At 65.7% G+C, this 19,578-nt stretch carries 18 protein-coding genes; 9 read left to right on the plus strand and 9 right to left on the minus strand.

Going from position 1 to position 19,578, the window contains the following annotated elements:
* Positions 1 to 1,116 precede the first annotated feature (1,116 nt).
* A complete protein-coding gene (locus ACVMDN_RS00800; protein ID WP_076827745.1) occupies positions 1,117 to 1,893 on the minus strand; it encodes a protein phosphatase CheZ in 777 nt (258 codons plus the stop codon).
* Positions 1,894 to 2,203: 310 nt separating this feature from the next.
* Between ACVMDN_RS00800 and ACVMDN_RS00805 the strand changes: the two genes are divergently transcribed.
* Positions 2,204 to 3,007 (plus strand): L,D-transpeptidase, encoded by an 804-nt coding sequence (locus tag ACVMDN_RS00805; protein WP_076827521.1) that lies wholly within the window; start codon positions 2,204 to 2,206, stop codon positions 3,005 to 3,007.
* 196 nt (positions 3,008 to 3,203) lie between these two features.
* Here the strand turns inward: ACVMDN_RS00805 and ACVMDN_RS00810 are convergent, their stop codons facing one another.
* The 7 genes from ACVMDN_RS00810 to ACVMDN_RS00840 form a co-directional block, all read right to left on the minus strand.
* The gene (locus ACVMDN_RS00810; RefSeq protein WP_057015126.1) at positions 3,204 to 4,367 is read right to left on the minus strand and encodes an IS4 family transposase; all 1,164 of its coding nucleotides are present in this window, start codon (positions 4,365 to 4,367) and stop codon (positions 3,204 to 3,206) included.
* A 198-nt stretch (positions 4,368 to 4,565) separates the two neighbouring features.
* Positions 4,566 to 5,417 carry a DUF2076 domain-containing protein gene (locus ACVMDN_RS00815; RefSeq protein WP_076825594.1) on the minus strand — a complete coding sequence of 284 codons (852 nt, stop codon included), beginning with the start codon at positions 5,415 to 5,417 and terminating at the stop codon, positions 4,566 to 4,568.
* A 129-nt stretch (positions 5,418 to 5,546) separates the two neighbouring features.
* Positions 5,547 to 6,389, minus strand: coding sequence for a ChbG/HpnK family deacetylase (locus ACVMDN_RS00820; RefSeq protein WP_076825586.1), 843 nt, complete (start codon positions 6,387 to 6,389; stop codon positions 5,547 to 5,549).
* A complete protein-coding gene (locus ACVMDN_RS00825; RefSeq protein WP_057016655.1) occupies positions 6,386 to 7,432 on the minus strand; it encodes a glycosyltransferase family 2 protein in 1,047 nt (348 codons plus the stop codon). The genes ACVMDN_RS00820 and ACVMDN_RS00825 overlap by 4 nt, the downstream gene beginning before the upstream one ends.
* A 141-nt stretch (positions 7,433 to 7,573) precedes the next feature.
* Positions 7,574 to 8,551, minus strand: coding sequence for an ATP phosphoribosyltransferase (hisG, locus tag ACVMDN_RS00830; RefSeq protein WP_076825584.1), 978 nt, complete (start codon positions 8,549 to 8,551; stop codon positions 7,574 to 7,576).
* A complete protein-coding gene (locus ACVMDN_RS00835; RefSeq protein ID WP_076825593.1) occupies positions 8,548 to 9,714 on the minus strand; it encodes an ATP phosphoribosyltransferase regulatory subunit in 1,167 nt (388 codons plus the stop codon). The genes hisG and ACVMDN_RS00835 overlap by 4 nt, the downstream gene beginning before the upstream one ends.
* A 323-nt stretch (positions 9,715 to 10,037) precedes the next feature.
* Positions 10,038 to 10,814, minus strand: coding sequence for a 16S rRNA (uracil(1498)-N(3))-methyltransferase (locus ACVMDN_RS00840; RefSeq protein WP_076825582.1), 777 nt, complete (start codon positions 10,812 to 10,814; stop codon positions 10,038 to 10,040).
* A gap of 449 nt (positions 10,815 to 11,263) precedes the next feature.
* Here ACVMDN_RS00840 and ACVMDN_RS00845 point away from each other — a divergent pair, with 449 nt between their 5' ends.
* Complete coding sequence (locus ACVMDN_RS00845) at positions 11,264 to 11,998, plus strand: hypothetical protein (protein WP_057016652.1); 735 nt, start codon at positions 11,264 to 11,266, stop codon at positions 11,996 to 11,998.
* Between the two features lie 10 nt (positions 11,999 to 12,008).
* Positions 12,009 to 12,941, plus strand: a complete 933-nt coding sequence (ubiA, locus tag ACVMDN_RS00850; RefSeq protein ID WP_057016651.1) for a 4-hydroxybenzoate octaprenyltransferase — start codon at positions 12,009 to 12,011, stop codon at positions 12,939 to 12,941.
* A 225-nt stretch (positions 12,942 to 13,166) separates the two neighbouring features.
* Here the strand turns inward: ubiA and ACVMDN_RS00855 are convergent, their stop codons facing one another.
* Positions 13,167 to 13,691 carry a DUF6101 family protein gene (locus ACVMDN_RS00855; protein WP_057016649.1) on the minus strand — a complete coding sequence of 175 codons (525 nt, stop codon included), beginning with the start codon at positions 13,689 to 13,691 and terminating at the stop codon, positions 13,167 to 13,169.
* A gap of 274 nt (positions 13,692 to 13,965) precedes the next feature.
* On the opposite strand from ACVMDN_RS00855, the gene ACVMDN_RS00860 reads away from it, so the two are divergent.
* The 6 genes from ACVMDN_RS00860 (at position 13,966) to lpxK (ending at position 19,565) form a co-directional block, all read left to right on the plus strand.
* On the plus strand, positions 13,966 to 15,354 hold the full coding sequence (locus ACVMDN_RS00860; RefSeq protein WP_076825581.1) for a TldD/PmbA family protein: 1,389 nt from the start codon (positions 13,966 to 13,968) through the stop codon (positions 15,352 to 15,354).
* Positions 15,341 to 16,150: a 3'(2'),5'-bisphosphate nucleotidase CysQ gene (locus ACVMDN_RS00865; RefSeq protein ID WP_076825579.1), complete on the plus strand. Its 810-nt coding sequence runs from the start codon at positions 15,341 to 15,343 to the stop codon at positions 16,148 to 16,150. Before ACVMDN_RS00860 ends, ACVMDN_RS00865 begins: the two co-directional genes overlap by 14 nt.
* Positions 16,151 to 16,294: 144 nt before the next feature.
* On the plus strand, positions 16,295 to 16,543 hold the full coding sequence (locus ACVMDN_RS00870; RefSeq protein ID WP_016848023.1) for a DUF4170 domain-containing protein: 249 nt from the start codon (positions 16,295 to 16,297) through the stop codon (positions 16,541 to 16,543).
* Positions 16,540 to 17,253 (plus strand): lysophospholipid acyltransferase family protein, encoded by a 714-nt coding sequence (locus tag ACVMDN_RS00875; RefSeq protein ID WP_050384219.1) that lies wholly within the window; start codon positions 16,540 to 16,542, stop codon positions 17,251 to 17,253. The genes ACVMDN_RS00870 and ACVMDN_RS00875 overlap by 4 nt, the downstream gene beginning before the upstream one ends.
* Positions 17,216 to 18,550, plus strand: coding sequence for a 3-deoxy-D-manno-octulosonic acid transferase (locus tag ACVMDN_RS00880; protein WP_141343023.1), 1,335 nt, complete (start codon positions 17,216 to 17,218; stop codon positions 18,548 to 18,550). The genes ACVMDN_RS00875 and ACVMDN_RS00880 overlap by 38 nt, the downstream gene beginning before the upstream one ends.
* Entirely contained in the window at positions 18,543 to 19,565 is a 1,023-nt protein-coding gene (gene lpxK, locus ACVMDN_RS00885; protein ID WP_076825575.1) for a tetraacyldisaccharide 4'-kinase, read from the plus strand. Before ACVMDN_RS00880 ends, lpxK begins: the two co-directional genes overlap by 8 nt.
* The last annotated feature ends 13 nt before the right edge of the window (positions 19,566 to 19,578 follow it).

A 19,578-nucleotide genomic window follows, 5' to 3' on the forward strand; every position in this document is an offset into this window, starting at 1 on the left:
GACTCTACTGGCGTTCAGGTCGCGACTGGGCGCCAGTACTGTAGTGCATCCGGTCGAATGCCGCTTCTAAATCATCCATGACAATCAGCGGCGACAATCCGTCGGGCCTGCCGTGCCTTACTGAGCTTCGAGCAACAGGACGGTCAACAGCAGGATCGGCCAGAGCGCGCTCGCAGCCAGAGTGATGCGGAGCACCACGTCACCGCTCGACGGTTCGACCCATCGACGCCTGAGCTGACGAGGCAATTTGCTCGATTGAAATGCGCGTTGTGGTTGGCGAGCCGATCCGACTTTTGCAGCGCCGATGGGAGGTGCCGCGGCTCGATGTCGCAGCAAGCTCTTCTCGTCATAGAGGACGTGATTTGACGGGTTCGGTTTTAAGCACCCGGGTGCCATGAACGATCCCTTCCATCGGGCACCTAATCTACGTCGGAAAACTTGAAGGCGATAGGGCGGTTTGTGCCAAGGGAGCGAGGCTCGGTCGCCCGAAGCCCGAAGTAGCGCGAGCCGGGTTCGCAGCGTGAAATACAAGCCTTATGAGCCCTGGCCTCTCAGTTCGAGCGTAACGAGCCTCGCCAGCAGCGTGGCCGGGTAAAGCTGGCCGATCACGCTCTCGACATTGCACAGGCTGCGCGCTAGCGGGTGCACAGGGATGATGTCCCCGTAGCCGCGTAGAAGTGAGCGTGACGAAGCTGAGATAATAGACCGAGTTCGCAGGGGCTGAGTCATCCTCGAAATTCATTCCCTTGAATGCGTCCGGAAACCACAACCCGAGGAAGACGAATAGCGTCCCGAAGCCGAGCCCGATCAGCAGATACAGCAGGGCCGCGCCGATGATCCGATGATAGGTGACGCGACCGCGCCGGAATACGGCGTGCGCAACCACCGCTCCGAGCGCGAGCGAGATGGCGAGCCAGCCGGCAGCCAGTATGGCGATGTTGTATGGCGACGGAGGATAAAGAATGCTGCGATTGGTAAGTCGCCTTGACCGATCCGACGCGTTGCGACCATCGGCTTGCGCGGAGGGCGAGGCGGCGATCCTCGCGGGAGTTGCACGATCGCTCAAACAAAACGCCGGCCCGAGGGCCGGCGTTTTTCGTGTTGATCTGACGAACCTCAGTTGAACATCGCGTCGATGTCGTCCTGCGAGGCGTGGCCGGCGTCGCCGTCGAGCTTCGGACCGTTGAGCAGGCGGGCATCGCCCTCGCGGGTGTCGACGATCGCCGGGACGTGCGACTTGATGGCGTCGACGCCGCCCCAGATGTTCATCATCTCGTTGATGTGCTGTTCGATGAACTTCATCGTCTGCATCACCTTGCTGATGCGCTGGCCGGTGAGGTCCTGGAAGTTGCAGGCCTCGAAGATCGAGACCACACGCTCCTGAATATCTTCGCTGAGCCGCTTCTGCTGGTCGGGCGTGACGTTGTTGGCGAGCGCGGACGCGGCCTGGTCGATCGCCTCCACCGCCTCGAGGATCTGCTGGGTGGCCTGTTCGGTGCCGCCGACCACGGCGCCGAGCTCGCCATTGACCTTGGCCATCTCCTCGCCGTTGAAGCTCTTGCCGTGCAGCACGGCGATCTCGCGCTTGGTGCGGCTGATCGCGTCGTGAATCAGGTCGAGCTCGACCTTGAGCTTCTCGCACTGTTCGACCTGCGCACGGTAGGTCTCGAGCAGCGCGTGGGTCTCGGCGACTTCGCGGGCGACCGCCGCATCGACGCTGTCGCCGGTGCGCTGTGCCGGGGCTGCGGCCATCTGGGCGCGGATCGAGCGAAGCTCGGCCATGATCTCGCGATGCATCGGACCGAGATCGGCGCCGCCCGTAACATCCGGCTCCGGCATCACAACCTCGCCCATCGCCTGCTCGACACGAAAACGCTTGCGCTTCACTGACATGATTTTCATTCCCGCCCCTTCACTGAAGTCCGTTCTAGACAGAGCGGATTTAACGTCAGGTTCACGCCGGAACTGTTTGCGCGGATAGCGCGCAAGCGCGGCGATACCGGCGATTAACCATGCTGCCGCGCCGTTCACGCAAAATAAACGCTGTCGGGGAAAACCGCGCTCCATTGCCGATGTGGTGAATCGAAACGGCCGATCCGTTTACCAAACCGATGCGGTTTTCATTGCTTATTGACCACGTGCAACGGCGCAAAGTCGGCGCCGCGCGCATCACGTCACGACGAAACCAGTACAGAGTACGTCGATGTTCAGGAAAACCACGCTTGCGCTGCTCGCCGGCGCTTCTTCTCTTATTGCCGTTCCCCATCACGCCATGGCGATCGACGCGGCAGCGCCCGCCGGGCCCGCCGTCATCTATGCCAATCAGGGCGCTCCGCAGCCGCCGATGCGCACCGCCTATGTGCAGCCGCAGCGCTCCAACATGGGCGGCGGCTTCATCGAATTCCTGTTCGGCGATGCGCCGTCGTCGCAGGGTTATTCGCCACAGCCGTATCAGCAGCAGCCTGGCTATTATGGCAACCGTCAGCTGCCGCCGATGGATCCGCAGCAGCAGATGCTCCGGCAGCAGGAAGAGGCCGCGGGCGATCCGGCGCAGCGTCCGTTCGATCCGAGATACGAGAAGCAACTGGTCGACTATAGCGGCAAGGAAAGCGCCGGCACCATCGTCGTCGATACGCCGAACAAGTTTCTCTATCTGGTGCAGGGCGACGGCCGCGCGCTGCGCTACGGCATCGGCGTCGGCCGGCCCGGCTTCACCTGGGCCGGCGTCAAGACGATCTCGGCGAAGAAGGAGTGGCCGGCCTGGACGCCGCCGCCGGAAATGCTGGCGCGCCGTCCCGATCTGCCGCGGCACATGGAGGGCGGCCCGGAAAATCCGCTCGGCGCCCGCGCGATGTATCTCGGCTCCTCGCTCTACCGCATCCACGGCTCCAACGAGCCCTGGACGATCGGCACCAACGTCTCGTCCGGCTGCATCCGGATGCGCAACGAGGACGTCATCGACCTCTACGGCCGCGTCAATGTCGGGGCCAGGGTCGTTGTGATGTGAAGTTGTAGCCCGGATGGAGCGAAGCGAAATCCGGGACAGCGAGCCGCACGATGCGTCAACCTCCCCTTGAAAAGGGGAGGTCGCTTTGCTCAACAGAGCAAAGCGGGTGGGGATCATCTCTCTCCACGAGCAGCGGCGTTTGTGGCTGACCCCCATCCCGACCTTCCCCCTTTCAGGCAGGGGTGTCCGGGGAAATTCAGGCATAGCGGAGCTCCATCTGGTCAGGTGAGATGGTTGATTTCCGACGGCTGGGGTTGATGGGCGGAGGTTTGTCGATGGCAGCGAGGGATCGACGCGTGAGCAGGAGCTGGCCGACGAGTTCGGCGAACCTGAGCGGGAGCATTTTGATGCAGTTGGTGTGAGCGGCGATGCGCAGCAGCAGGTAGGCAATCATCGCAGCGAGCACCTGAAGGCGGATCGCGTTGTCGTTGGCGCCGAGGAACTTGCGAATATCGAGATGCTGCTTGATCCAGCGGAACAGCAGCTCGATTTGCCATCGGCTCTTGTAGAGGGCGGCGATCTCGACGGCGCTACGGGCAAGGTCGTTGGTCAGGAGTGTGATCTTGCCGCCTTTCTCGCGTCTGATCTTGATGCGGCGGAGCGGGATTGGAAGGCGCGAATCGCCCTTGCTGGTGAGCTTCACCTCGTCATCGGCAAGGATTTCGAAGCCATCCCCGTTACGCTTGCGGATGGCGCGATGCCTGAGCGAGCGAAGACGGATGCTCGTCTTCGCCCGGGTAACGAAGAAAGCCTTGCTATCATTGATCTTCTGCCACCAGTCGAAACGGCAATAGCCCTTGTCAAACACATAGGTGGTGGCGGGCTGGATTGGGGTCTGTCGGCCGATCTCGATGTCATTGACGTTCGCGGCCGTCATCTCGACGCAGGTCGGGACATCGCTCCTTGGGTCGTAGACGACATGCAGCTTCATGCCGCGGATGCGGCCGTTCCACGTCGCCCAACTGCAGACCTTGCCGAGCGGGATCGGACTGGCGTCGATCAGACGCACCATCTCCATGCCTTCACTCCGCAGCTGGCGACGCGCCATCGCCGACAGCGCCGCAAAGGTTTGCGCGAAAATGCCGATCGGACGGCGGGCATTGGCATCGGACAACGTCGAGCGCGACAGCTTGCCGGTTCCCAAGTGATAGTGATGCTGCGAATTGGCGTTGAAGCCAGTCACCACCCCGCGCAGACTGCTGTTGCCGCTAAGCTGGGCATAGATCAGCGCCACCAGATGATCCCAGCTCCTGAACGACTTGTCGTAGGCATCCCCGTCCAGACGATCCACAACCGTCTGAAACTGCCGTCGATTGATCGGTTCAAGCAGCCTTCCAAAAATGCTACCGCGATATCGCATGCTCGGCCCTCTGTGTCTCGACAACCAGAAAAGACCGATTTGCCTCGGTCCTGCCGAGCATGCACCGCGACACAGTGAATCATTCCCCGGACACCCCTGCCTTTCAGGGGGAAGGAGAACAGCTTCCGCCCAGGCTACGACTGATCAAATGAAAACGGCCGCTCGATGGAGCGGCCGTTTGTGTTTCAGGTGAGACGCTTACGCGTAATTGCTGTCGTCGCCGTCGCCGCCGCCGTCGAAGCCGTCGTCATCATTGTCGAAGTCGTCGGCGTCTTGATCATCGTCACTGTCCCGGTCGGCCTGCGCTTGGTCGAACGCGCCGGCGCGCGAGCCGCTGTCGCGGTTGGAGCCGATGTCGTTGACCCCGGCGTCGCGCGCGAGGTCGCTCGACGACTGGTCGCCGCCCCAGGGACGCGAACCGCCGCCGAGGCCGGCGGCATCGGCCATCGACTGGTGGCTGCCGCCACCCATCATGCCGCGGATGCTGGAGAGCAACAGTCCGCCGCCGACCACGCCGGCCGCGGCCGCCGCCGCCGTGCCGAGGAACGAGCCGCCACCGCCACCCGGCGCGCCGCCGAGTGCCGGCGGCTGCGGGCCGCCATAGCCCTGGCCGTAGGGTTGCGCGGGCTGGCCGTAAGGCTGGCCATAGCCGCCGCCGGCCTGCTGCATCGCCTGGCCCGAGTTCCAGACCGGGCGGCTGCCCGGATCGCGGCCGCCCATGTCGGGTGCCCGCACCGGCGGCACCGAACCATGCTGCTGGCCCTGTCCGCCGAAGATCGCATCGCGCATCGAATCGAGGAAACCGCCGCCCTGCTGCTGGGCTGTCTGCTGCTGGCCGACCGCGGCCTCGAGTTCCTGAATCCGGTCATGGGCGCGCTTCAGCGCCTCGTCCTGCACCAGCGCGGTCTGCACCAGCGCGTAGACCGCATTCGGCGCGCTGCGCAGGCCCTGCATGATCGCGGACATGGCCTCGCCGTCGCGCGGGGCATTCTCCAGCTTGGCGAGCCGGTCGAAGAGATCGTCGATCAGTTGGCGTTCTTGCGGTGTCATGGCGTTCTCCATCGCGTCGATCGAATCGGCGCGTCCGAGATGTAGGACGGGGTTTGTGGCGCAAGGAGTGGGGGCCAGAATTAAATTTATGTATGCGACAATACGACCGGCGGATTCCTATGAGCCTTGTCAGGCCAGTGTAACTTTATTCAGGGCCAGCAGCGCGGGGAAATCGTCGCCTGCGAGATAGGCACGCTCGATCTCGCGCTGCGTCGTCAGCGGGTCGAGGCTCTTCAGCGTTTCGTCGACGAAACCGGGATGGCACATCACGAGTCCGTCCTCGGGCATGCCGTCGAGGAAGCCCTGCATCAGCGCCGCGAAATCATTGCCGCGCGTAAAATCATAGGCGCCGGCGAAGGCCGGATTGAACCGCAGGCCTGCTCGCTGCGCCTTGATCCGGAACTGCGTGCTGAGCACGTTCAGCACCAGCGCTTTCGGCGCCGCCAGCTGGCGCGCCAGCGGGCCTTCGCGGCCGCACTGCCGCACCCAGGCGCCCGGCGCGCGCTCCTTCACGGCGCGCAGGAAGCCGTCGCGCACCTGCGGGAACAGCTGCGCGTGCTGGTGACCGTCGACGAAGTCGGGTGCGCGGCCGAACAGATCATGGAAGGCGTCGAGCTGCGCCAGCACCTCGGCATGGACCAGTTCGGCGTCGAGCCGATGCATCAGCCCGGCGCGCAGCAGCCGCGGGAAGGGCAGGAACATGTCGCTGTCGAGCGGGCGGAAATGCATCGTCAGCGGCCGGAACGGCGCGGTCAGCGTCACATGCAGCCCGATCGCGCAGCGCGGGCTGTTCGCCACCGACGCCGTGAGTGCGCTGGCCGCATCGCGGCCGATCGCCGGCGTCACCGTCATCACCGACGTCGCATTGAGGCGGCCGCGCTCGATCAGGTCGCGGATCGCGCGGTTGACGCCGTCGCTCAAGCCATAATCGTCAGCACACAGCCAGATCCGGCGCGGCGTATCGGTGTTCATTCCGCGGCGGTCCGCTCGGAGGCATTTTGCGCCGCGCCGCCGTCGGCGTGCTTCTCGGTGTGCTCGGCGACGAAGTAGATCGGCCGCGCCTTCAACTCGGAGAGGATCTTGCCGATATATTCGCCGACGATGCCGATCATGATCAGCTGCACGCCGCCGATCGTCATCATGCCGATCATCAGCGACGGATAGCCGGGGACCTGCTTGCCGGTGGTCAGCACTTCCCACAGGATCGAGAGGCCGAACAGGAACGCTACGCCGGCGAGCAGCGCGCCGAGCAGGCTGGCGAAGCGCAGCGGCGCCACCGAGAACGAGGTCAGGCCCTCGATCGACAGGCCGATCAGCCGGCCGGCATTGAAGGTGGTGACGCCATGCGCGCGCGGCGCCGGCTCGTAGTCGACGCGGATCTGCCGGAAGCCGATCCAGCTGGCGAGGCCCTTGAAGAAGCGGTTGCGCTCCGGCAATTGCCGCAGCGCCGCGGCCGCGCGCGGCGACAGCAGACGGAAGTCGCCGGCATCCTCCGGGATCTGCTGCCGGGCGCCCCAGTTGATCAGCGCGTAGAAGCCGCGCACGGCCAGCCGCCGCGCGGCCGATTCATTGTCGCGATGCGCCTTCGCCGTATAGACCACGTCGTAGCCGTCATCGATCCAGTGCGCGACCAGTTGCTCCACCAGCGTCGGCGGATGCTGGCCGTCGCCATCCATGAACAGCACCGCGCCGCGGCGGGCGTGGTCGAGGCCGGCCATCAGCGCCGCCTCCTTGCCGAAATTGCGCGACAGCGACACCACCTGCAGGTCGAGCCCGTCGGCGGGCAGGCCGCGCGCGATCATCAGCGTGTTGTCCGCGCTGCCGTCATCGACATAGATCACCTCGCAGGCGAGGCCATAGCGGGCGCGCAGCGTCCTGGCGAGGTTGATCAGCCGCTCATGCAACGCAGCAAGCCCGGCCGCCTCGTTGTAGACGGGCACGACGATCGACAGACCCTGCCCGGCGGCGGTCTTGGCGGTCGTGGTCAGGCTGGAAACGTCAGAGCCCAGCATCATCGGTCAGGTTCCAGAACTAGAGCGTTTTCGAGCGAAATGACCTTCCGCCTCGCACGAAGAAACCGCGTCAAAACGAGAGATCCCTCGAACACAATATGGTACCGCAGGGTAGCTGTCGCCAACATGAACGGCGTGGCCGCCTCATTGTCGCAGGAACGCCTCGAGCCTGGCGAACAGCGGGTTCTCGCGGTCGAACACATAGTCCAGCGACACCACCGACACGGTTTCGGCGCCGTGCTCGCGCAGGAAGCTGCCGAGCGCGTAGAGCTTGCCCGGTGGGCAGTGCAGCGTAAGCATGCCCGACGAGGTCGGGCCGCCGAACGGGGCGACCACGCCGAAACGGTTATGCGCCTCGGAGAGCAGCGCATCGTTGCAGCCGGCGAAGCGGGTGCGGACCTCGCGATACTTGCTGGCGCGGGCGCGCGCAGCGATATGGTCGAGGATCACGCGCGCGGTCTCGCGGGCGCCCTTCGACCAGTCGGCATCCTTGGACGCCACCAGATTGGCCTGGCTGCGCAGCATGACGCCGTCGTCGAGCACCTTGAGCCCGTTGGCGGCAAGCGTCGCCCCGGTTGTCGTGATATCGACGATCAGTTCGGCGGTTCCGGCGGCGGGCGCGCCCTCGGTGGCGCCGGCGCTTTCGACGATGCGGTAGTCGCCGACGCCGTGTTTGGCAAAGAAGCCGCGCGTCAGATTGATGTATTTGGTCGCCACCCGCATGCGGTGATTGTGCTGCTCGCGGAAGCCGCTTGCGACGTCGTCGAGATCGGCCATGGTGCGGACGTCGATCCAGGCCTGCGGCACCGCGACCACGACATTGGCAAAGCCGAAGCCGAGGCCTTCGATCATCAGCACGCGCTTGTCGGCATCGGGAATGCTCTCGCGCACCAGGTCCTCGCCGGTGACACCGAGATGCACTGAGCCGCGAGCCAGATTGGCCGCGATCTCGCTCGCCGAGAGATAGGCGATCTCGACATTGTCGACGCCGGAGATGGTGCCGCGATAGTCGCGGGCGCCGCCGGCCTTCGACAAGGTCAGCCCGGCGCGGGCGAAGAAGCTTTCGGCGTTTTCCTGCAGCCGCCCCTTGGAGGGCACGGCGACGACGAAGGGCGTGCTCATTGGGCGGCTCCGAAGGAGGTGGCCTGGCCATGCCGGGTCATCGCCTCGATCCAGACCGAGAAGCCGACCGCGGGGATCGGAGCCGCCGAGCCGAGCTGCGTCATCAGCCCGTCATAGCGCCCGCCGGCGACCAGCGGTTCGGCGCCGTTGCCCTTGGCGTGCAGCTCGAACTCGAAGCCGGTGTAATAGTCGAGGCCGCGGCCGAACGCGGTGGAGAACCGGGTCTTTCGGATGTCGATGCCGCGCGCGGCCATGAAGCCGATCCGGCTCTCGAGCTGGTCGATCGCGACTGCAAGGTTCAGCTTGGCGTCGCCAGCCAGCGCGCGCAATTGCGCGACCGCGTCGTCGGGATCGCCCGCAATCGCCAGGAAGCGCTTGATGGTCGCGACCGCATCGCGCGGCAGTGCGCCGCCCTTCAGCGTCGATTGCTCGAGGAAACGGTCGGCGATCTCGGCCACCGTGCGGCCGCCGACATTGGTGGTGCCGGCGATCGACATCAGATCGGTGACCAGCGCCAGCGCCGCCTTGCGGTCGGAGCCGGCCAGCGCGGCGAGCACGCCCTCATATTCGTTGCGGCCCGGCGCGGTCTTGAGCGTCAGCTGCTCGATGTCGTCGGTCAGCGAGACCTTGCGGTTGAAGTCCTTGATCAGCCGGCGCCGCCACACCGGATAGAGGTCGAGCGCATCGATCAGCGCGTTGAACAGCGCGACGTCGCCGGTGCGGATCTCGACGTCCTTCAACCCGAACGCCGTGGTCGCCTCCAGCGCCAGCGCCAGCATCTCGGCGTCGGCCGCGGCGCGGTCCTGCCGCCCGAACGATTCGATGCCGGCCTGCAGGAACTGGCTCGGCGCACCGCCGCGATAGCGGAACACGGGGCCGAGATAGCTGAAGCCGGCCGGCTGGCCGGCGCGGGCGGAGGCGAGGTAGTCGCGCGCCACCGGGATCGTGAGGTCCGGGCGCAGGCAGAGCTCCTCGCCGCTCGGGTCCGTCGTCAGGTACAGGCTCTTGCGGATGTCCTCGCCGGAGAGATCGAGGAACGGCTCGGCCGGCTGCAGGATCGCGGGCTCGGACCTCTGATAGCCGGCCTGCGCGAACGAGGCCAGCAGCGCATCCGCCCAGACGGCGGATCCGGCGGCGGATCGTGGTGCGGCAGCTTCGGTCATCTCGACGTCCAATAGGTCCGGACCAGGTTCCGGCGCGGGTTCCAAGGGTGGTTCGGGGCAGCCCTTACCATGGCCGGATCGGGGTTTCGACAGCGATCGGCCAAGTGGCTTAATGATTGCGTGCGTTAACGATTTTGCGACGGCTTGGCTAGGGGCAGATGTTTGTCCTCGGCTTTCATCGGGTAAGCGAGCTGCAGGTTCCGTCATCCCGGCGCAAAGGCTTCGCCTTTGTCGCTGGAGGCGCGAGCGCAGCGAGCCTCGAAGGATCGACGGCCACCAGCCGGGCCGTGCATCCTTCGAGGCTCGCCGAAGAGGCTCGCACCTCAGGTTGACGGGGAGGGAGTGTGTGGCCCATTTCCTCGCCAGTCCCCCAGTGCCGCCTGTACCAGCGCCAGCGCGGCGACCGCGGCGGTGTCGGCGCGCAGGATGCGCGGGCCGAGGGCGAGGCGGAGGATGGCGGGCTGGCGCAGCAGCAGCGCGCGCTCCTCCTCGGCAAAGCCGCCTTCCGGACCGATCAGGACATCGATCCCGGCATTCGCAGCCGTTGCCGCCGCCAGCGCCTGCACCGGGCTTTCGACCTCGGCCGCCTCGTCGCAGAACACCAGCAGCCGCGCCGGATCGCGGCCCGCCAGGAAACGTTCGAGGGGCAGGGGATCGGCGACTTCGGCGAGCGAGATGATCCCGCATTGCTCGGCGGCCTCGACCGCATTGGCGCGCATCCGCTCGCCGTTGACCCGCGACACCTGGGTGAAGCGTGTCAGCACCGGCACCAGCCGCGCGGCGCCCATCTCGACCGCCTTCTGCACCATGTAGTCGAGCCGCGCATGCTTCAGCGGCGCGAACACATAGGTGACGTCGGGCAGCCGGTCCTGCGCGCGGGTCTGTGCCGCGACCGTCAGCATGTCGGCCCGCTTGCGGCCGGAAATCTCGGCGCGCCATTCGCCGTCACGCCCGTTGAACACCAGCACGCTGTCGCCGGCGCCGAGCCGCAGCACGTTGCCGAGATAGTTGCTCTGATCGCGTTCGAGCGGAACGGTTGCGCCGGCGCCGAGCGGGGCGTCGACAAACAGGCGGGGGCTGCGGAAATCGAGTTCAGGCATATCCGAGGCGGCTTCAGTGCGGTGTGGCCAGTTTACCAAACTGCGCGACACCGTAATCCCGCGGACTCCTCAGGAACTCGCCAGCCAGGCAATATTGAGCGTCGATATATTGCTTCTGTCACCAAGTCATTTCTTTAGTCCAAGGGGCCGCTTGCACGCGGTCCCTTTTGCTGTTCGGTCGCCCGCGGCGTCGGCCCATGAATCCAAACCGGGGCCTTACCGAAAATCCTGTTCAGGCAAATTTGATGGTCCATTTTACCGCCGTTCGTAGCCTAAAGGCTTAGAATCGGGGAACAATTTAATATGGCCGGTGTGGCCCTACGCCGCGCTGTCGCCCAAATCCACGGGTTGTTAAGGCCTCACAGGAATCGTAAAACGCCCCCAAAATTCGTTGCTTCGTTTTTGTTGCGCTGGGGTTGCCTGGACCTTTTGCCGGAGAAACACCCTCGATGATCCGCCGTCTGATCGTGCTGACCGTTGCTGCGACCGCCCTGTCCGCGGGGCAAGCTGCTGCCCAGAGCGCTTTTCCGGCCCCGTTGCCCAATCAGGCCGGTAAGGCCGGCACCGCGTCCGACCCCGCGTTTCCGCCGGTCAATGGCATGCGTCCAAGCCAGGCCGGAACCGCCTCGGATTCCGCATTCCCGCCGGTCAACGGCGCGCCGGCGGCCAGGGTCGGTGCCACGCCGTCGGCATTTCCGAGCAGTGGCGCGGCCCCCATCGCCGGCGGCGGGCTGTCGTCGCCGCCCCCGCCGGGTGCGGGTGGTGGTGGTGCCGCCGACGCCTGCATGAAGAATTTCACGCCGCTGCGCGAGGATGCGGAGAAGCGCGGCAAGGCGATCAAGGCGGCGAGCGATCGCCACGCCAGCCCCCAGGAGGCCTGCAAGCTGATCGGCAATTACAGCCAGGCCGAGATCAAGATGATTAAATATGTCGACACCAACGCACAGAAGTGCGGAATTCCGCCGCAGATCGCCGACCAGCTCAAGGCCGGACACAAGAATACCGAAGCGCTGCTGAAGAAGGTCTGCAATGTCGCGGAGCAGGCGGCGGCGCAGCCGCGTGGGCCAGCGGGGCCGAGCTTGAGCGACGTACTCGGTTCGTCCGCCTCGCTGCCGGAAGCGACGCCGACCAAGAAGGGCGGCAGCACCTTCGATACGCTGAACGGCAACGTCCTCACCCGTTGAGGGATCACCCATGAGCGATGTCTCCACCCGCGTTGCCGACTCCACAGGCAACTGGGTGGATACCCATGCGCCGGTCTGGACGCGGCCCTATCTGCGGCTTGCGCGCTACGACCGGCCGATCGGCTCCTGGCTGCTGTTGATGCCGTGCTGGTGGTCGGCGGCGCTCGCCGCCGGCGTCGCGCATGATGTGCGTTCGCTGCCGCTCGTGGTCCTGCTGTTCTTCATCGGCGCCTTTGTGATGCGCGGTGCCGGCTGCACCTGGAACGACATCACCGATCGCGATCTCGACGCCAAGGTCGAACGCACGCGGTCGCGGCCGATCCCGGCCGGGCAGGTCACGGTGACGCAGGCGGTGGTCTTCATGGTCCTGCAGGCGCTGATCGGGCTTCTCGTGCTGCTGCAGTTCAACCGCTTCGCGGTGATGACCGGCATCGCCTCGCTTCTGATCGTCGCGATCTACCCGTTCATGAAGCGGATCACCTGGTGGCCGCAGGTCGTGCTCGGCCTTGCCTTCTCCTATGGCGCGCTGATGGGATTTGCGGTGACGCTCGAGCGCATCGATCTGGCCGCGATTGCGCTCTACGCCGGATCGATCGCCTGGGTGATCGCCTACGACACCATCTACGCCCATCAGGACGCCGAGGATGATGCGCTGATCGGCGTCAAATCCACCGCGCGCCTGTTCGGTGCACGCACCCATCGTGCGCTCGTGATCTTCTATGGTCTCGCCGTGCTCTTGATCGGCGTGGCGTTCGCACTCGCAGGGGCGCGCTGGCCGGCCTGGATCGGGCTGGCGGCGTTTGCGTTGCATCTCGCCTGGCAGGTCCGGCGGCTCGACATCAGCGATGGCGCGCTCTGCCTGCGCATCTTCAAGTCCAACCGCGACGCCGGCTTGATCCTGTTCGCGAGCCTCGTCGTCGACGCGGTGCTGCGCGCGGCGTGATGACTTCGCAGGATGGGCGGAGCGAAGCGTACAAACCCATGATTCGGCGGCCGCGCCACAAACTCGCCGTCGTCCCGGCGAAGGCCGGGACCCATAACCACCAATGCTTCTTGTTGTGCGACGCTGGAACGACGAGTCCCGTCAACGACATCTGCTGCGGCGTATGGGTCCCGGCCTTCGCCGGGACGACACCGATTGTGAGGCAAATGGAGCGAGACGGTCAGATTAATCCCGCGCGATGATCTCGCGTTCGCCGCGATGTATGCTGGTGCCGTTGAGGCTGACACCGGCGCGGCGGCGGACCAGGAATTTGGGTCTCCGCGCGCGGATCGCGTTGCGGCGACGGCGGCGCGGCGAGGGCGTCCGCGGCGCCGGCTCGGTCAGTTGCGGGAGACGGAAGATGTCGCTCCACATCTGCCAGGCGGAGCTGATCTCCTCGGCGTCAGAACTGGAGCCGAGCGGAACGCTGAGCGCGGGATCGCGGTGAACCAGCACCAGCATCTGCGCGTCGTCGATGCCGCGCACCGCGACGCCGAGAAAGTCGCTGACGCGAACATTGACCGCCATCCGCATGCCGAGAACGGCACGGCGCAGCACGACGTGTTCGCGATGAAGCTCGACCTGCCGCATGCCGCCATCCGCGCGCGCGTCCTGCGCGTGGAAGCTGAGCGGAAGGGAAAGTGGGTCGAGCCGCAACGCGCAGCTCGACCCGGCGGAATTGATTCCGCTTGTTGGTGTTTGACGCCTCAAAGCTCTGTCTCCCCGCCGGGATTTTGTTCCCGGTCGTTGGGTGAGAGCCTAGCCGAGCGATGTCCGTTCCCCCTTAAAAAGCCTGGTTAACCCCTCCTCACCTCGTGCCATGATTGACAAGAGGTTGGCCCGCATGATTGACGAAGCCTTGCCCCGATCACTCAAATCTTTGTTGCCTGCCGGCGCAAAGTGCTTGAAATCCCTGTGAAACCGGCACATCTGGTGGGTCTGTCGACCTCGTTCCGGGCCCCCCTCAATCCGCAGGAATTCGTTCGTGAACTCTTCACCATCTGCATCGCGACACGGCGATAGCTCCGATCTGTTCGACCAATCGGGCCTGAGCGACCTTGCGCAGCGCCTGGTCGATGCCGCCAGGCGCGCGGGCGCCGATGCGGCCGATGCCATCGCGGTGCGCGGCGTCTCGCAGGGCGTCGAGGTGCGCGACGGCCGCGTCGAGGAAACCGAGCGCTCCGAAGGCGATGACGTCGGCCTGCGGGTGTTCGTCGGCCACCGCCAGGCGGTGGTGTCGACCAATGACGTCAGCGGCGACGGGGTCGCCAAGCTTGCCGAGCGTGCCGTCGCGATGGCGCGCGTGGCGCCGGACGACAAATATGTCGGTCTCGCCGATCCGGCGCTCCACGCCCACGATTTCCCCGACCTCGATCTGCTCGATCGCAAGGTTCCGAGCACGGCCGAACTCGAGCAGCGCGCGATCGAAGCGGAGGCCGCGGCGCTCGCGGTCAAGGGTGTCACCAAGTCCGGCGGCGCGTCGGTCTCGACCGGGATCGGCGGCATGGTGCTGGTGACGTCGACCGGCTTCCACGGTTCTTATCTGCGCTCCAGCCACGGCATCTCGACGACGGCGATTTCCGGTGAGGGCACCGGCATGGAGCGCGACTACGATTTCACCAGCGCGCCGCATGCCTCCGATCTCGATTCACCTGCTTCCGTTGGCCGCAAGGCCGGCGAGCGCGCGGTGGCGCGGGGCAATCCGCGCAAGGTCGAGACCTGCAAGGTGCCGGTGGTGTTCGATCCGCGGGTCGCCGGCTCGATCGTCGGCCATCTCGTCGGCGCCATCAACGGCGCCTCGATCGCGCGCAAGACCAGCTTCCTGAAGGACAAGCTCGGCGAGCAACTGTTCTCGAAAGATATCCGCATCATCGACGATCCGTTGCGGGTGCGCGGCCTGCGCTCGCAGACCTTCGACGCCGAGGGCGTCAGGGTGAAGAAGACCGCGCTGATCGATGCGGGCGTGCTCACCACCTGGGTGATGGATTCGGCGACCGCGCGAGAGCTCGGGCTTGTTACGACCGGTCATGCGCATCGCGGCGTGTCGTCCTCGCCGTCTCCCGGAACGTATAATCTGCATCTCGAGCCGGGTGCGGTGACGCCGAAGGAGCTGATCTCCGACATCAAGCAGGGCTTCTATGTCACCGACCTGATCGGCTCCGGCGTCAACGGCGTGACCGGCGATTACAGCCGCGGCGCGTCCGGCTTCTGGATCGAGAACGGCGAGATCACCTATCCGGTCAGCGAAGTGACCATCGCCGGCCATCTGCTGCCGATGTTCAAGTCGCTGGTCGCCGCCAACGATCTGGAATTCCGCTACGGCGTCAATTCGCCGACGCTGCGCATCGAGGGCCTGACGCTTGGCGGACGCTGATACGGACGACTGGACCAAGGCGCGCGATGCCGCCTTGCTGACCAGATCGGTGCAGGAAGCGGGCCGGCTCGCATCGTCACTGTTCCGCACCGAATTGAAGAACTGGATCAAGGGCGCGTCCTCGCCGGTCTCCGAGGCCGACATCGCGGTCAACGACCTGTTGGAGCAGCAGCTGCGTTCGGCAACGCCCGGCTATGGCTGGCTGTCGGAAGAGAGCGCCGACAACGACACCCGCCTCGGCAGGCGCTTCACCTGGATCGTCGATCCGATCGACGGCACCCGCGCCTATCTCGCCGGCCGCGAGGACTGGTGCGTCAGTGTGGCGCTGGTTGAAAATGCATCTCCGGTGCTCGCGGCGGTGTATGCGCCGGTCAGCGAGGAATTCTTCTTCGCCGCCCGTGGACAGGGCGCCACCCTGAACGACGGCGCGGTGCATGCAACCGCAGGCACCGATTTCAACTTTCCGCGGATGGCGGGACCGAAGCCGCTGGTGCAGCGGCTCAGCCCGACGCCGGACGAGATCACGCTCTATCCGCGCATCGGATCGCTGGCGCTGCGGTTGTGCCGTGTAGCACAAGGTCGACTTGACGCGGCCTTTGCGGGCGGGCAAAGCCGCGACTGGGATCTTGTCGCCGCGAATTTGATCGTGCAGGAAGCGGGTGGTAAGATGACCGCGCTCTCGGGGGACGCGATTGAGTACAATCGCCGGGAGGTGACGCATGGGGTGCTGGTGGCAGCAGGACGCGAACGTCATGCACGCATTGTCGAGCATTTTCGCAGCCGTCCTTTGCCGTGAGGCCTCGCCGATCCACGCCGCTTTCCGATTGTGACGACCAGACCTGTTGCGACAGCCTTGTGACGACTAGCCTTGTGACGACCAGACCTGTGACGACCACGACTTCATTTGTTTGCCGGGCATCTCGTTAGGAAAAGCACCATCATGTCAGACAATGCCCAGCCCCAGCTGCTTCACCTCGTGATCGGCGGCGAGTTGACCGATCTCGAGCACAACACCTTCAAGAATCTGGACGAAGTCGAGATCGTCGGCGTCTACCCGAACTATGCGACCGCCTATGCGGCCTGGAAGGCGAAGGCGCAGCAGACCGTGGACAACGCCCAGATGCGCTACTTCGTCGTTCACCTCCACCGGTTGCTCGATCCTGAGCAGGACACAAAGCATTCCCATTGAAACGACTTTTTCGCGATCTGCTGCGCAGCGGCTTCGTGCAGCGCGCGCTGGGTGTGCTTGCGGCCGAGTATCTGCGGCTGGTGTGGTACACCAACCGCTTCAGCTACCAGCCGCATGACGTGTACGGGATCGTCGAGCCCCTGATGCCGGCGATCTTCGTGTTCTGGCACGGCCAGCACTTCATGACGCCGTTCATCAAGACCAAGGAGAGCTACCGTGCCAAGGTCCTGATCTCCCGCCACCGCGACGGCGAGTTCAACGCCCTCGCGGTGGAGCGGCTCGGCATCGGCACCATCAGAGGTTCCGGCGATCATTCCGGCGCGTTCCATCGCAAGGGCGGCGTCGGCGCCTTCCTGGAGATGGTTCGGGCGCTGGAAGACGGCTGCAACATGGCCACCACCGCCGACGTGCCGAAGCGGGCGCGGGTGGCGGGCCTCGGGGCCATTATGCTGGCGCGGGAGACCGGCCGGCCGATCATCCCCTTTGCGATGGTCACCAGCCGATTCATCCGGTTGAAAAACTGGGATTCGACCACCATCAATTTGCCATTCGGGCGCGGCGCAGTGGTAGGTATTGAGCCGGTCTATGTGCCGCCGGATGCCGACGCCGCGACGATGGAAAAGCTTCGGCAGCACGTGGAGGAACTTCTCAACGAAGCGACCCGACGTGCCTATGCAGCGGTCGGGCGGCCGGAGGCCGCGCTTGGCTAGCTCGCTACCGATGACGTTGCGTGTGTACCGCAAGCTGTCGTCCGCGATGGTGCCGCTCGCGCCTGCCCTGATCAAGCGGCGGCTCAAGCTCGGCAAGGAAGATCCCGAACGTGTCGGCGAGCGGCGCGGCGTGAGCGCCGATACCAGGCCGCAGGGCCCGCTGGTATGGATTCACGGCGCCAGCGTCGGCGAGGTGCTGGCAGCGGCCGGCCTGATCGAGCGGCTGCGCGCGCTCAATTTGCGCATCCTGCTCACCTCGGGCACGGTGACCTCGGCCGCGATCGTCGCCAAGCGCTTCCCGCCCGACGTCATCCATCAATACGTGCCGTACGACTCGCCGCGTTATGTGACGCGCTTCCTCGATCACTGGCATCCGTCGCTGGCGCTGTTCATCGAATCCGATTTGTGGCCGAATCTGATCCTGTCGAGCGCCGCGCGGCGGCTGCCGATGGTGCTGATCAATGGGCGAATGTCGCAGCGCTCTTTCCCGCGCTGGCGCCGGGTCTCCAACACCATCGGCGCGTTGCTCGGCCGGTTCGACATCTGCCTCGCGCAGTCGAACACCGACGCCGAACGCTTTGTCGCGCTCGGCAGCCACAACGTCGTCGTCACCGGCAACCTCAAGCTCGACGTCGCGGCGCCGCCGGCCGATCCGGCCAAGCTGGAGCGGTTGATGTCGGTGACCCGCGGCCGCGCCATCGTGGTTGCGGCGTCGACCCATCCCGGCGAGGAAGAGATCCTGATCGAGGCGCACAAGTCGCTCGCGGGATTCTTCCCCGGCCTGCTCACAGTCATCGTGCCGCGGCATGCCGCGCGCGGCGAGGCGGTGGCGCGGCTGGTGACGGAGGCCGGCCTGCGCCCCGGCCTGCGCTCGCATGAGGATCTGCCGGTCGCGACAACAGATATCTACGTCGCCGATACGATGGGCGAGCTCGGCCTGTTCTATCGCCTCGCGCCGATCGTGTTCATGGGCGGCTCGCTGGTTGCGCATGGCGGCCAGAATCCGATCGAGGCGATCAAGCTTGGCGCGGCGATCGTGCACGGCCCGCACGTGTTCAACTTCACCGATGTCTATGAGGCGCTCGATCGCGCCGGCGGCGCGCGCCGCGCCGATGATCGGGAAGCGCTGGTCAAGCAGCTCGGCCAGTTCCTTGCGGATTCCACAGCCCGCGACACTTCGCTGGCGGCCTCCGAGCGCGTCGTCGAACAGCTCGGTGGCGCGCTGGAGCGCACGGTGACCGCTCTCGAGCCCTATCTGTTGCAGTTGCGGCTCGAGATGGGAGCCGCCAATGCGTGAGCCGGCCTTCTGGCACCGGCCGTCGTCTTGCCTATCGCAACTGCTCCAACCGCTCGCCGCGCTTTACGGCGCGGTCGCCGCACGGCGGATGCGGCAATCCGGCGTCGATGCCGGCATTCCCGTGGTGTGCGTCGGCAATTACCATGTCGGCGGCGCCGGCAAGACGCCGACGGTGCTGGCGCTGGCAAGATTGCTGCGTGAGCTCGACGAGCGGCCGGTGGTGCTCAGCCGCGGCTATGGCGGCAGGCTCGCTGGCCCGGTCAAGGTCGATCGCGACAGCCACACGGCGGCCGATGTCGGCGACGAGCCGCTGATGATGGCGACGAGCTTGCCGGTCGTGGTGTCGCGCGACCGTGCCGCGGGCCTGGCGCTGGCGCGCGCGCAGGATGCCAGCGTGATCCTGATGGATGACGGCTTCCAGAATCCGAGCGTGCTCAAGGATGTCTGCCTGATCGTGATCGACGGCACGCGCGGCGTCGGCAACGGCCGTGTGATTCCTGCGGGACCGCTGCGCGCGCCGCTGGTGCCGCAGCTGCAACGGACCGACGCGCTGATCGTGGTCGGCGAGGGGAGCGCGGCGCAAAGGATTGCGGCCGATCTCGCGTCCCGCGGCAAGCCGGTGCTGTCGGCGCATCTGAAGCCGGAGCAGGCTTCGCTGGCGGCGCTGAACGGAACACGTGCGCTCGCCTTTGCCGGCATCGGCGATCCCGCGCGCTTCTTCAACACGTTGCGCTCAAGCGGCGTCGACGTCGTGCGCAGCAAGGCTTTCGCCGATCATCACGCCTTCACGAAGGAGGAGATCGAAGCGCTCGTTGCCGACGCGCGTCGCGAGGGACTGACGCTGGTGACGACGGAAAAGGATCTCGCGCGGTTGCGTGGTCCGGACGGGATGCCGGCATGGGCACAGGCGATCGTGCCGTTTGCGGTGACGCTGCAATTCGATGATGGCGACGCGCTGCGGCGCCTGGTGGCCGATCAGCTGTTCAGGGCGCGGGACAGGAGACGCTCCAAATGAACCCGGCCTTGAG

The organism is Bradyrhizobium sp. USDA 4510, from assembly GCF_054059095.1.

Bases quoted from the DNA above. Each gene is read 5' to 3' on its own strand.
- ACVMDN_RS00845 (WP_057016652.1), top strand. From the start codon at position 11,264: ATGATCCGCCGTCTGATCGTGCTGACCGTTGCTGCGACCGCCCTGTCC.
- ACVMDN_RS00820 (WP_076825586.1), bottom strand. From the start codon at position 6,389: ATGAACACCGATACGCCGCGCCGGATCTGGCTGTGTGCTGACGATTAT.
- ACVMDN_RS00880 (WP_141343023.1), top strand. From the start codon at position 17,216: ATGCAGCGGTCGGGCGGCCGGAGGCCGCGCTTGGCTAGCTCGCTACCG.
- ACVMDN_RS00805 (WP_076827521.1), top strand. From the start codon at position 2,204: ATGTTCAGGAAAACCACGCTTGCGCTGCTCGCCGGCGCTTCTTCTCTT.
- ACVMDN_RS00815 (WP_076825594.1), bottom strand. From the start codon at position 5,417: ATGACACCGCAAGAACGCCAACTGATCGACGATCTCTTCGACCGGCTC.
- ACVMDN_RS00840 (WP_076825582.1), bottom strand. From the start codon at position 10,814: ATGCCTGAACTCGATTTCCGCAGCCCCCGCCTGTTTGTCGACGCCCCG.
- ACVMDN_RS00835 (WP_076825593.1), bottom strand. From the start codon at position 9,714: ATGACCGAAGCTGCCGCACCACGATCCGCCGCCGGATCCGCCGTCTGG.
- ACVMDN_RS00870 (WP_016848023.1), top strand. From the start codon at position 16,295: ATGTCAGACAATGCCCAGCCCCAGCTGCTTCACCTCGTGATCGGCGGC.
- ACVMDN_RS00800 (WP_076827745.1), bottom strand. From the start codon at position 1,893: ATGTCAGTGAAGCGCAAGCGTTTTCGTGTCGAGCAGGCGATGGGCGAG.
- lpxK (WP_076825575.1), top strand. From the start codon at position 18,543: ATGCGTGAGCCGGCCTTCTGGCACCGGCCGTCGTCTTGCCTATCGCAA.
- ACVMDN_RS00810 (WP_057015126.1), bottom strand. From the start codon at position 4,367: ATGCGATATCGCGGTAGCATTTTTGGAAGGCTGCTTGAACCGATCAAT.
- ACVMDN_RS00825 (WP_057016655.1), bottom strand. From the start codon at position 7,432: ATGATGCTGGGCTCTGACGTTTCCAGCCTGACCACGACCGCCAAGACC.
- hisG (WP_076825584.1), bottom strand. From the start codon at position 8,551: ATGAGCACGCCCTTCGTCGTCGCCGTGCCCTCCAAGGGGCGGCTGCAG.
- ubiA (WP_057016651.1), top strand. From the start codon at position 12,009: ATGAGCGATGTCTCCACCCGCGTTGCCGACTCCACAGGCAACTGGGTG.